Genomic DNA, 13087 nt, shown 5'->3' with positions numbered 1-13087 from the left:
TATTATTTAATATTAATTCTATTTCGCTTTATAATGTTCTTCTATAAATTATAGAAGAGGCGTAAATGACTTCTGTTTTAGGAGAGAATTCTTCAATAGCACAAGTGGTTGATCGTGGAGATCTTTCAGGTGGGTCGATCCATACCAGTGCTCCTTTAAGTTGTGAAGCCAGGTCTATAAGATCAGCGTTTAGTTCTCATAATGATCTTATAGAAGTCGTGGAATCGCAGATCTCCTCTATGGAACAGTCTGACGTCAAAAAGCTTAAGCTTTTTAAGGTTGCTATTACCATTTTAACCATTGTAGGGCTGGCAATTCTATTTGTTTTACCACTTTGCATGGTGTGTGGTGTCTCTTTATGGGTCCCAGTTGTTGTTGTCGGATTAAGTAGTATAGCTATAGGATTTTCTGGTAACAAACTACGACAGCGGTACGAAGAAATAAAAGCAAAATATCGTTTGCTTAATCGTTATTATTCGCATTTACTTTCTCAACATGTCGATGTTAAAAAATCAGCGCTTTATAAGTATGATATTTCTCTAAATAATACAAAAACTACACGGGACTTAATCTTAGAAAAACTATGTCCCGATAAGCATAAAAAAACTTTTGATGGCGGAATTTCTCTTGATGAGAAATTAAATTTATCTGGTGAGTTGAACAGTCGTTATCAAGTGGAAGCTCTATTTGGAATAGATTCTTCTGAAGATGCAGAGTGGAAAAAGTTTATTGCTAGTGTCTCTAATGCAAAGATTGGATTATTGCAAGGGAAATCAGCAAACTCAGATCTTGATAATATTGCAAAATCCGCTCTACAGAATGTGGAAGGGAGCATTGCTTCTAAAGGACTAATCAACTTTGTTGATTTATCCAAGACTATTATGAGTGTGTGTCAATTCGGGGGACAAGTAGGTCTAGAAGTCCGGAAGATTATAGAGGCGTATGACGCGTCTTGTGCAAGTAGTCCTACAGTTTGTGGGTGGGTCTCAACTTTATCACCACATACGAAGTTATATTTTACGCAAGCAGCTGCTAGTATTGATCAGTCATTATGTATCTTTGAAGATTTAAATAGACTGGTTAGTAACTTGCATTTTGCTAACTGGTGTGAGAAATTCGACATCTTCTTATCTGAGATTAATCATTTAGAAGAAATCGATGATATCACATTAAATAGCCTGAAAACTGTCAAACATCTAGCTCATGAACTCTGTACTCATGATGCCAGTAACGAAAAACTAAATGCTATTATAAGAAATATCGTAAAAGTATCTGAGAATTGCGTTGAGGTAGCTTTATCGTCTTCTGGAAAAATTGTGAAAATAGAAGAAAATATTCATGAGTTTGTTAACGCAATTCATCAACAGAAACGTAAGATTTTTGGGAAGGATGAACAAAGAGGTTCTTCTGTTTCGGATACAGCTGAACAAGCGTTGGTTTGTTATCTTGCTAAATTAGGTCCTATAGATAAACTATTGGACAAAGTGAGGTCAGCATCTTTCTTAGGTAAATATGTCCTTCAAGACATTGAGAGAGCAGCGTCTCACCATCCTGATTTTCGTTATAAACAGGAGTGCGCAAAAGTTGATATGTTGCTCTATCGTCTTTCTCAAAAAGATTGGGGAGCGTCGTCAACAAAATCAGTAGAAGCTATCCTTTCTGAAAAACAAGAGCTCGTTCAATATCTTGAGCAAGCTAAACAATGTTTGGTGGATTGGTCAGATAAGTATTCAACATTTAAAGATCAAAAAATGAGCAGATTACTTCTGAAAGAGTTTTCCGAAGCACTTCCAGAAGTTCAAAAGGATATAATATCCTTAGGCACAACTCCTGTTGGCACGTCTCAAACTTATGAGTTTATTTTAGAAAGGAAAGCATTTTTAGATTCTGAATTTAAAAATCTGTTAGAAAATCAAAATTTACCATCAGAAGAAGAAATAACGTCTTTTTCTAAAGATTATCAACGTCTTCTACAGGAGTTAGAACAGATACACGTGGCTATTGAGGCGGCATCTGTTAAAGTCAAAGAGGAAGGGATTTCTCATAAATCTTTAGTTTGGCAAACATTATTTAACAGGGAATCAACTTTAGCGAAAAAGAAAATAAAAAAAGCCACAGAACTAGCTAAGTCGATAGAGAAGAAGCAGTCTTCTGATTGTCCTTCCAGTACGACAACCATACTTAAAATAGTGATGCAGAAAATGTCATCTATTGTCGAAAGTATGAATAGTCTTGATAGAGCTATAGGAGATGGTAACAACATCGATTTGGATAGAGTACGTGTTGCAGCAAATTCATTGTTTAGTTCGATGAATACCCTGGATCCTCAGTACCTATCTTCTTTAAAAGCCGTACTTACTGTAGGTAGTCAAGAAACTCAGATAGGGACAGGTAACCAAAATGAGAATCGTAGTGTATTGGAATTTAATGAAAGTCAGGCTACAAATTTATCCCAAGATCTTCGTGCCACGCAATCTTCTCAAGTTAGGTCGTTAGGGATTCGTCACAAACAGTTATCACAATTCTTAACCAATGTTGAGAAACAATCTCGAAATTGGAAATTGAGTAGGGACTTAGTAATGGTCTTACTTGGCTTGGTCGGCTTAGTGATCAGTCTTGTCCTTCTTTCTGTCCAAATTACTTGGTTACCTATAGGAATATGCGCTTTAGCCGTTGTTTTTCAATTTATTCCCATGTTCTTTAACAAAAAGATAAGTCAAAAAGAACAGGATGTCGAGGTTGCTAGGTTAGCTAAAGCGATGTCTGGAGAGATTAATGTTATCAGTGAGAGATTTAAGCCAGAGAATATTCAGAATTTGTCTAGGATTCAAAGTGAACTCAACTTAGATGGTGTGGAATTAGCTTGGTCTCGAGCAGTACATGAAGATATTGAAGAGATTGATAAACAGTCGAATTTTAGGGCTACCATTGCAAATCTACGTTCAGATGCTCGTACACTCAATCGTTTAATGAATTCTTCATCATATGGTGCTGCAGGAAACGAAAAAGGTCCTCAAGAACAGCAACTTGTCAAAAAGGAAACTTCCCAAGAAGACGCCAGAAGATGCAAACAAGTCAAAACAATAGATAATGCCCTAGCTGAACTCTCTATTTCCGAACACAAAATAATTCAACAACTTATAAGCTACAATAAGGAAGTAACTAAATACTATAAGCAGAAACACTATCAAGCTAGTTTGAAGAGTAGTATTGACGATATCCTGTCCTCATCGCTTCCTAATTGGCAAAATAGTGTTGTTGAGAATCAGCGATCTGTAGAAATTTTATCCCAAGCTCTTTCTGAAAAAGCTGAAGAACTAAAATCAGTTGACCCGACATCTCTTGAACAAGTTTTGACGTTAACTAGTCAAATTTATCACAATAGCGGTTCAAAAACAGAAAAAGACAGTGCAAAGGAAGCTTTTTCTCATCTGTTAAAAGATTTGTCTTCAAAAGGAGAACTTGATGCTCTACGTAATTCTTTGGAATTAGGAATGTGTACCGGGGGTACTGATTTAAAGTACAATCAATATCGACAAGATAAGGCTAGAAGTGGGGTTTTGACTCAAACAATTGAGAGCAAGTTATCACATACAGAGGAGTTATTGAAATTGCATTCCCTGGCTCATGTTGTCCCATTTCTTAGATTTTCTTCTTCCCAACTCTCTGATTCTGGGAGAACGATGGCAGAAAGCATCCTCAAAGAAACGGGGCTTCTTTTAGAAAAAATTGAGAATTCTGAAGTTACACCTGATGATTATAAGAGGGTCAATAATTTGCTTTCTAGGTATCTAGAACGACACGATAATCTAAAACATCTTACTTATGATGGTGTATTAGGAGGACAGCATTTTCAAAATGTTGCTAGTTTAATAAGAGAGAAGCATGCCTTATCGAATATCGTTTCCTTGAATATATCTTTAAATCGCAAAGATCTGTGTAAATTAGCTTTAAAGAGAATAGACCGTTGGATATCTCGTAAGTGTGCAAAACATTCTTATTCGAAGATTTGCTCAGATTTTATGATGTACCTACGATCTTGTTTAGATAATAATAGCGATTCTTCGAATTGTTCTACTACAGAAGATTTCCAAGAGATCTATAACAGTATCAAGAAGTTGCCGCGTTACGTTCTTTTAGATCGACTTCAGAATAGCAGAGTTCAATTTTTAATAAATGCTCAGAACATACAAAATTTAGAAAAGAAACAAAGAGAATTACAAGTTTTAGACCAGATCCTTAACGAAAAAGATAAGATGTTTTCTGAGAATAAAACTGATTGGGACAATCGTATAGGTGAGCTTAAAGAACGGCTGAAATCTATAGGAAAGGAACAGGAGAGCCTTCTTCTAGAAAAACAGAGGATCGCATTAGGATAGCAGCGCGCACTGTATTCTATGTCATCCTGATGCATTATTTTATCCGTTCGCTAGCAAAGATACGAAGCAAATAGGAAATCAGCTCGTGTAGCTTAAATGTGTGTGTTCTATACCCTATATATCGATCTGGGCGTATGATGAATAGAGATTCAGGATTGGCATGGTACAACTTTTGAACTTTTGATTCTTTGTTAACCACTACTTCCACCCAGTCCCCATATTCTTCTTTTAGCGCTTCCTGTAAATCTAAGCGATCCTTAAAAAATAGTAGCAAGTGTTTCGCACTTTTTAGATTATCCAGGAGGAAACTACCGTCTTCTAACTGAACATCGATAGCACGCGAACCAGGAGCAGGACCCGAAATCTCCCTGTCTTGAGACGAGATTTTGATAATATCACTACTTTGGTATCTCAAAGCTTTATGAGGAGGGTAATAATAGCCTCCTTCCTCCATGTCAAGCTGACGACAATTTTTGAGATAATAATATAGCAGTGCTGGTTTATAGAATTGCGAAAATAAAAGACTTCTCGTTCTTTTCTGTGCCGTCTCGCTAAAGTGTGGTAAAATATTTCCGCACTCCTTTTCTTTTGCTGTGATCAAATACTTCGAAGCCGCTCGTTTTACGACAGGAATTAATTTCCAAGCTAGATTAAACGCTGAATGCACATTGCTGTTTATCCCATTTAAATAGGAGAAGGTAAGATTATTAGCCATACTGCCTATGAAAAGGAAATTATGATAATCGGCAGGGTATTGGCAGAGGGTTGTTTTAATGTGGTAATGGTCATCAGAAATGCCTATGTTATAATTATAAAGTAACCTTTGTTTAAGCTTAGTAGAAAGTGGGAAATTCGTATTAGTGAGGCATAACTGTTTTGTACCCTTATTATGATTATAGAAAACAAAGTTCAAAAAATTCTTTGTTATGGGCAATAGATGGATATGACCTTCCTCAAAAGGCTCTCCTTCGTCGCAATCAATAAAAAGAAGTTCTTTGCAAATTTTCTTTAATCTTAATTGATTCTTAAATAAATCTTTAATCTCTGGATTAGCATCTGGTTCACAGGCTATAATCCATTTAGGCTTATAAATTTCTCGATTTTCAAAATTAGATGAGGAAGATGTACTTTCAATGAAAATACTATCTTCTACTAAGGTTACTGGACGAGTCCCCCAACCTATACTCCCTCCTTTTTCCTCAAACTTAGTAATAAGATGCTGATTAAAATCTTGGTAAGAAGTTGCCAGAGAGAAAGGAGACCTAGAGTTAGAAGACTGGTTAAATTTGAACAAAAGAGTACGTTTTTTCCAATGATAGCGTGCTCCAAAAAGCTTATGGCTTTTCTCTGCTAATCCTTCTAGTAAACCGGAGGTACCCAGAAGTTCCAAAGATGACGATGACAATATGACCGGGAGGACAGAAGTACCTGATATGCTATCAAGACTATCCCGATGGTCTATCACTTTGGTAGAAATCCCATAATCGATTAGCATATTCGCTACGATAAGACCTGTTGGATTGGCACCTATGACTAAAACATCTGCCATAATGATCTCTGTGTGTGAGATACATGAATGAGGCTAGTATAGGAGAATTTGTCAGAATGAATCAAGAAAGTAATGCTTAAATAATAGTTCTAGGTTAGATAAATCTTTGAGTGTAGAGCAATCAAAATCTTCAATGTAGACAACAAATGTTCTCTGAAACAAGGTTTCTAGGTTTCTCTGATTAAAGAAAAGATTGGAAATGCTTTACGATATCGTGAATGATTGTATCCACATGAGGAGAACCGTCTATACTGTGTCCAGTTCGTTCGTAAGATTTAAAACAAACATTTCCAGGAGCTGTATTCTGAAATAAGCTTTGATGGGTAAGACTGACTAAAGTATCATTCAATCCTTGTAAATGTAGAATAGGCACTTTTATGGGGAGAGAGTTTAATACAATATGATCTTGTAGAGAAAGGAAATAACTAACATCTTCAGAGCATAGAACCAAGGGAGCAGAGCCAAACCCAAAGTCTTTTCCAAAGAAATTATTCGCTAGGTCGACACTTCCATTTATATTTTTATATATCTCTTTAAATAAGATTGCTCCGTCAGCAACAGGAGCCCAAAGGCTAATTGCACGCAAAGAAAATTTAGAAGGAGAATAGAAGCGAGCTAAGTGTAGAGTGGTATGGCATCCTAAGGAAAAACCTGCAAGCCCAATACGTTTAGCATTGATTTCAGGATACTTTGCAACAGCATGGACAATATCTTCTCCATTTTGCAGATAAGTATGCATAGGAATTTCTTCTGGAATTCCTTCACTATCTCCGCAGCCAGCCATATCAAAACGTATGACAGCAATTCCGGCAGCTGCTAGGGCTGAACTAATTCTTTTATAGATTCCGAACTTGCTTCCACGGAAACCGTGGAATAAGATCACAGCAGGAAATCCTTCTTTCGGCATAGTACTTGTGGGTAAATGGAGGACGCCCAGGAGATTATGGTTACCGCTGCGTAGGTTGATAGCTGTTAGAGTCTCAGTCGTAGCTGAAATTTGGGTGTTGATTGTAATTAGGGAGTCGGGAATCTCAGGGAATCCGGGAACCTTTAAAGCTTCAACTGTTGCAGAAGTAGATAGTAAAAAAGAAAATAATGCAAATGCGGATAGTTTGCGCATTTTTATAAAACCTAAAATACAAACAATTGAGAAAAATTAAAATTAATCACGTTTTTTGTCAATATTTTGGATGGTTCGGTGCATTTAATTAAAAAATAATTAATAAGCCGATTTTTAGATCAACTTATTACACTAAGGTCAAGGATCGCATTAGAGCGAATGACTTTCTTAGCCTGTTACATGTCGGACGCAGTTCGTGTACTGCTCGGGGTATATTTTCTTGGAATTTTTCGTGGATTTGATTAACTCCTTGCCTTTAGGTTCGCAAGTATGTCAGACTCTCTATTTGTTTTTATAATCTTGGTTAAATTCTTCAGAGTGTTATGCGTTACGATCCTAGTTTAATAGAAAAGAAATGGCAGGAATTTTGGAAGCAACAACAAAGTTTTAAAGCAGAAGAAGATTCACATAAGCCAAAATACTACGTACTTGATATGTTTCCCTATCCTTCCGGGTCTGGTTTACATGTTGGGCACTTAATAGGCTATACAGCGACCGACATTATCGCTCGTTATAAGCGTGCCAAAGGATTTTCTGTTCTACATCCCATGGGATGGGATAGTTTCGGATTGCCCGCTGAGCAGTACGCAATTAAAACTGGCACACATCCGAGAGAAACCACTCAAGTCAATATAAACAATTTCAAAAGGCAGCTTTCTGCGATGGGCTTTTCGTATGATGAGAATAGGGAGTTTGCTACTAGTGATCCTGAATACTATCGTTGGACTCAAAAATTATTCCTCTATTTATACGAAAGAGGCTTAGCTTACATGGCTGATATGGCGGTGAATTATTGCCCAGAATTAGGCACAGTATTATCCAATGAAGAGGTTGAAAACGGTTTTTCTGTAGAGGGAGGATATCCTGTAGAAAGACGCATGCTACGCCAATGGGTTCTTAAGATCACAGCATATGCCGATAAACTTTTAGAAGGGCTGGAAGAACTAGATTGGCCAGAAAGTATCAAACAACTTCAAAGAAATTGGATAGGTAGGTCAGAAGGAGCTCAGGTTCGATTTCCTATTGATCAGGACACATTTCTTGAAGTGTTTACCACACGCCCTGATACTTTGGCCGGTGTGACTTTTTTAGTGATTGCTCCAGAACATCCAGAAGTAGATAGGCTTGTTACTAAAGAACAACAAGATGAGGTTCAGGCTTATATTCAAGAGAGTCTATCTAAGAGTGAACGAGAGCGTATTAGTGAGGTTAGAGTAAAAAGTGGTGTCTTTACAGGAAGTTATGTGCGTCATCCTGTCACAGATGATAAGATTCCTGTTTGGATAGCAGACTATGTTCTTTTGGGGTATGGCACTGGTGTAGTTATGGGAGTGCCAGGGCATGATGAAAGGGATAGAGAATTTGCCGAGATGTTTTCTTTGCCTATTCGTAAAGTTATTGACGAAGCTGGAGTATGCATCGCCAGTAATTATAATGATTTTTTATTAGACGGGCTGTCTGGTAAGGAGGCTACCTCATATGTTATAAATTACTTAGAAAACTTAGGGTTAGGGAAAGGTAAGATTGCTTACAAGTTGAGAGACTGGCTATTTTCTCGTCAGCGCTATTGGGGGGAACCAATTCCTATAATTCATTTTGATGACGGTACATGTCGTCCTTTAGAAGATGATGAGCTACCATTGCTGCCTCCAGAAATTACAGATTATCGTCCAAGAGGAGCTGGTGAGGGGCCTTTGGCACACGTAAAGGAATGGGTTCACATCATGGATTCTAAGACTGGACGAGAAGGTAAACGTGAAACGCATACAATGCCCCAATGGGCAGGTTCATGTTGGTATTATTTGCGTTTTTGTGATGCACATAATTCTCAAGCTCCATGGTCGGAAGAAAATGAGAGATATTGGATGCCAGTGGATTTATATATTGGCGGTGCTGAGCATGCAGTTTTGCATCTTCTTTATTCCCGTTTTTGGCATAGGGTTTTTTATGATGCGGGAATAGTATCGACCCCAGAGCCTTTTAAGAAATTGATTAATCAAGGGCTAGTTTTATCGACTTCTTATCGTATTCCAGGGAAGGGGTATGTGCGTCCAGAAAATGCTCAGCAAAGAGACGGTGAATGGTATGCTTCTACTGGAGAAGCCTTGGAAGTCCGGCAGGAAAAAATGTCTAAATCTAAACTTAATGGAGTAGATCCTCAAATTCTAATAGATGAGTATGGTGCTGATGCAGTTCGCATGTATGCTATGTTTTCTGGCCCGCTAGATAAGAATAAAGTCTGGTCAAATCAGGGAGTTGCCGGTTGCCGTAGGTTTTTGAACCGCTTCTATGATCTAGTCACATCTAATCGTGTGCAAGAAAGTAATGATACCCCATCCTTGTCTTTGGCATATAAGCTGGTTAATAGAGTAACTCAGGATTTAGAAAAGATGTCTTTGAATACTATTCCGTCTTCATTTATGGAATTTTTGAATGATTTTGCAAAACTACCCGTATACTCCAGAGAAGCTCTGTGTATTGTTGTAAGGGCATTAGCGCCGATAGCTCCTCACATTAGTGAAGAATTATGGATGCTATTAGGCCACACTCCTGGGATAGATCGGGCAGGTTGGCCTAAAGTAGAAGCTAAGTATTTAGAAGATGCTATAGTCACCTTTGTGGTGCAAGTGAATGGTAAATTACGTGCTAAGTTAGATGTTGATAAGAACACTCCTAAGGATGAGATCCTATCCTTAGCCAGGCAATCTGTTATTAAGCATCTGGGAAGCAGTGAGATAAAAAAAGAAGTGTTTGTCCCTAATAGGTTAGTGAATTTTGTTCTTTAATAGGCAATATTCCTTATCTTCCTGAGAAGTTGTTTTGAAAAACCTTGTAAAAATTTTACAAAAGTTATTCAGATTATTGCCTAGTGAAATAGTGAATTTGGGTGATGCTATGAGGAAATCAGGTCTGAAGCAATTGTATACATGGTTGTATGATGCTTTTCTTGTTTGTGCATTTGTTGTCGCTCTTCCTCGGATAGCCTATAAGGTAATCGTGCATGGGAAATATATTCGTACTTCTCGTGTACGTTTTGGTTTGGACAAACCTAAAATATGTAGTTCAAGACCAATTGTTTGGTTTCATGGTGCGTCTGTTGGTGAAGTATGTTTATTACAGCCTGTTATCGAGAAGTTTAATGAAGAGTATCCGGACTGGCATATTGTAGTTACAGCGTGCTCTGAATCAGGTGTTGAAAGCGCAAAAAGGCTTTTTCAGCCCTTAGGTGCGACAACATTCATATTACCTTTGGATTTAAGTATTATTATTAAACCAGTAGTTCGTCTAATTTCTCCTAAGTTAGTAGTGTTCTCTGAAGGAGATTGTTGGCTTAATTTTCTTGAAGAGGTTAAACGAATTGGTGCAATCGCAGTTGTGATTAACGGTAAGGTCTCTGAAACTTCTTGTAAATGGTTCACAATTTTAAAACGCTTTGGAAGAAATTATTTCAAGCCTATAGATGGATTTTTGCTTCAAGATGAGAAGTATAAGACTCGTTTTTTACATTTAGGTGTTTCTAAAGAAAAGTTATTTGTCACTGGTAATATTAAAACATTCACCAAATCAGAATCTTTAACAGACAGAAGAAATAATTGGCGTTCACGTTTATCGTTGCATCCGGAAGACCAGCTATTAGTTTTAGGATCTATCCATCCACGAGAAATGGATATCTGGTCCTCTGTTATTAGTTCTATTAATAATCGAAATTTTAAGGTTTTATGGGTTCCTCGTCATATAGAGAAAGCAAAAGAGTTATTAGTGCGTTTATCTAAAAAACATATCAAATCAGGCGTATGGAGTAAGGGCGACACCTTTTCAGATTCCAGTTCATTGATCATTGATGTGATTGGTTTATTAAAAAACCTATATTGTGCAGCAGATCTTGCATTTGTTGGTGGGACTTTTGACCCTAAAGTTGGTGGGCATAATCTTCTTGAACCTCTACAGTGTGAAGTGCCCTTGCTTTTTGGACCTTATGTACAATCTCAATCTCAGTTAGCCATGCGCTTAATAGATTATGGGGCTGGTTATCGTTTACATGAAGATAGGATTAGAGAATCAGTAGAATTTCTTTTAGATCATCCCGAAGAGAGAGCTGCCTATATCCATAAAGGGAAGGCTTTCTTGTCTGAGGAATCAATGTCTTTTTATCGTACTTGGGAAAAATTAAAAACGTATATTCCTTGTACAAAAATATAGTGATTTGCTAAATTGTCTCTCTTATCGCGGGATAGAGTAGTGGTCATCTCGTTGGGCTCATAACCCAAAGGTCGGAGGTTCGAATCCTTCTCCCGCTATTTTCTTTTTTTGTGGCGGTATAGCTCAGGTGGTTAGAGCAGCAGAATCATAATCTGCGTGTCGTTGGTTCAAGTCCGACTACCGCTATATTGGTCTAAGTTTTTCGTTCTTTTTAAGCGTTCTTTTTGCATTCCCAGAGTAGCGTAAGGGGCCTCTGATCTATGAGGCGGGTATCCTGAAAGTACTGTAGTGGACCAGGGAATTGATAAGCGTCTTCATACAGACATGTATCTTTAAGTCTGAGTAGGTATTGTGCTGCCGCTGATTCTGGATCTACAGAATCCGTTTTAATAACGGGAGTTGCTGCTCCTAGGCGAGTTTCTACGCACATCATTTTGTACAATGGTATTCCAGCACCCTTCCACATTGCATAGGGCTGTGCTAAGTTTTGAATTGTAATCATATAACCTGTTTTTTTCCTGACCAAAAATAGTGCAGCTGTGATCCCTAAGGCTAAACCATAATTTGAATCAAAATTGGATGGAAATGCAGCGCGTGATTCATATCCGAAGAAATGAGTAATAGGGTGAAATTCCATATTTGGAGCGCTTGCAGCAATCTCTTGCTTGACTAAAGAGGAAATTAATTCTTCTGTAGAAATTTTGGAAACACGCACGTTACCATAAGAATCTCGAGAAATCAGTAATTGCCTCTGTATATCACTGGGTAAAGAACGGAATGTTGTTGCTGCTGCAGGAGATAGTTTATCGAGTACATTCTCGTCTGGAGAACATTGATTTGCTAGGAGGATGTTCAGTTCATATATTAGAGCTTTGGTATCAATAAGGTACTCTATCAAGCCTTCTGGAATAAGAATTGTGCTATAATTTTTCCCTAATTCGTATCTTTGTATTAATCCTGAGGCAATTTCTTTGCAAAGTGTATTCAGGGTGATTTGTTTTCGTGCAATGTGCTCGCTAATCAGAGTAATATTTGGAAGAGTCTGCAACCCACATTCTAAGCTTGTATACGATGCTTGTTGTCCCATGAGACGTATGAAATGATGGTATTTTTTGATAGAGAGAGTATCCTTTGCAAGATTACCAATCATTTCAGAATATACTCTGCAAGATGTGTGAAAACCTAAAGAAGTTTCTATCCAACGATTGGTTAAATCTCCATCTATTGTTTTTGGGACCCCAATAATGGGAATATTACAATTATGTTTTAGGAAATACTCAGCCAGCATCGCTGTATCTGTATTTGAGTTATTCCCACCTATAATCAACAATCCATTAAGGCGTAACTTTTTGACAGTAGAAAGAATAGTGCTTTTTTGTTCTTTTGTTTTAATTTTTTCTCTGCTAGAGGAAAGCATGTCAAATCCGCCAGCATTATAGTAGTCATAGATGACGGAAATATCGAGATCCTTATAAATTCCTCTAGTTAGGCCTAGGGGACCTTGGATAAATCCAAATAATTTTGTTTTTGCATTAAATGCTTTCAATCCTTCAAATAGTCCTATCACCACATTGTGCCCCCCAGGTGCCTGACCTCCAGATAACAAGACCCCAATTCTTAGGGGGTCTGACAATGCAGCCGGACCAGGTTCTATGGTAACTTCCGGAATATCGCACAGATTAGGAATGTGGGATTTTAAATCAGAAGAAATGGAAGATATTGATGACGTTTCCCGAATATGAAGAGAGGAAATAGAATTTAAAAACTGTAAAGTCTCAGGACGATAATGTAATCGTTGTAATTCGAAATAACTTTTGTTTACGGATAAAAGCTCCACAA

Annotated in this window: 6 protein-coding genes and 2 tRNA genes; 5 read left to right on the top strand and 3 right to left on the bottom strand. The window is 37.6% G+C overall.

Going from position 1 to position 13087, the window contains the following annotated elements:
• The first annotated feature begins 65 nt into the window (after positions 1–65).
• Positions 66–4379, top strand: coding sequence for a hypothetical protein (locus tag H359_RS03125; protein WP_020370225.1), 4314 nt, complete (start codon positions 66–68; stop codon positions 4377–4379).
• Positions 4380–4413: 34 nt separating this feature from the next.
• On the opposite strand, the gene H359_RS03120 is transcribed toward H359_RS03125, so the two are convergent.
• Entirely contained in the window at positions 4414–5928 is a 1515-nt protein-coding gene (locus tag H359_RS03120; RefSeq protein WP_020370224.1) for an FAD-dependent monooxygenase, read from the bottom strand.
• 181 nt (positions 5929–6109) lie between these two features.
• Complete coding sequence (locus H359_RS03115) at positions 6110–7048, bottom strand: alpha/beta hydrolase (protein WP_020370223.1); 939 nt, start codon at positions 7046–7048, stop codon at positions 6110–6112.
• Positions 7049–7371: 323 nt separating this feature from the next.
• Between H359_RS03115 and leuS the strand changes: the two genes are divergently transcribed.
• The 4 genes from leuS (at position 7372) to H359_RS03095 (ending at position 11434) form a co-directional block, all read left to right on the top strand.
• Positions 7372–9834, top strand: a complete 2463-nt coding sequence (leuS, locus tag H359_RS03110) for a leucine--tRNA ligase (protein ID WP_021119573.1) — start codon at positions 7372–7374, stop codon at positions 9832–9834.
• 109 nt (positions 9835–9943) lie between these two features.
• A complete protein-coding gene (waaA, locus tag H359_RS03105) occupies positions 9944–11248 on the top strand; it encodes a lipid IV(A) 3-deoxy-D-manno-octulosonic acid transferase (RefSeq protein WP_020370219.1) in 1305 nt (434 codons plus the stop codon).
• Between the two features lie 25 nt (positions 11249–11273).
• Positions 11274–11346, top strand: a tRNA-Met gene (locus tag H359_RS03100).
• 14 nt (positions 11347–11360) lie between these two features.
• Positions 11361–11434, top strand: a tRNA-Met gene (locus H359_RS03095).
• A 25-nt stretch (positions 11435–11459) separates the two neighbouring features.
• On the opposite strand, the gene H359_RS03090 is transcribed toward H359_RS03095, so the two are convergent.
• The gene (locus H359_RS03090) at positions 11460–13085 is read right to left on the bottom strand and encodes a diphosphate--fructose-6-phosphate 1-phosphotransferase (RefSeq protein WP_020370218.1); all 1626 of its coding nucleotides are present in this window, start codon (positions 13083–13085) and stop codon (positions 11460–11462) included.
• Positions 13086–13087 lie beyond the last annotated feature (2 nt).

It is taken from the genome of Chlamydia ibidis 10-1398/6 (assembly GCF_000454725.1).
Taxonomy (GTDB): domain Bacteria; phylum Chlamydiota; class Chlamydiia; order Chlamydiales; family Chlamydiaceae; genus Chlamydia; species Chlamydia ibidis.
The sequence above is the reverse complement of the archived record's forward strand: the minus strand, read 5'-3'. Positions and strand labels throughout refer to the sequence as shown.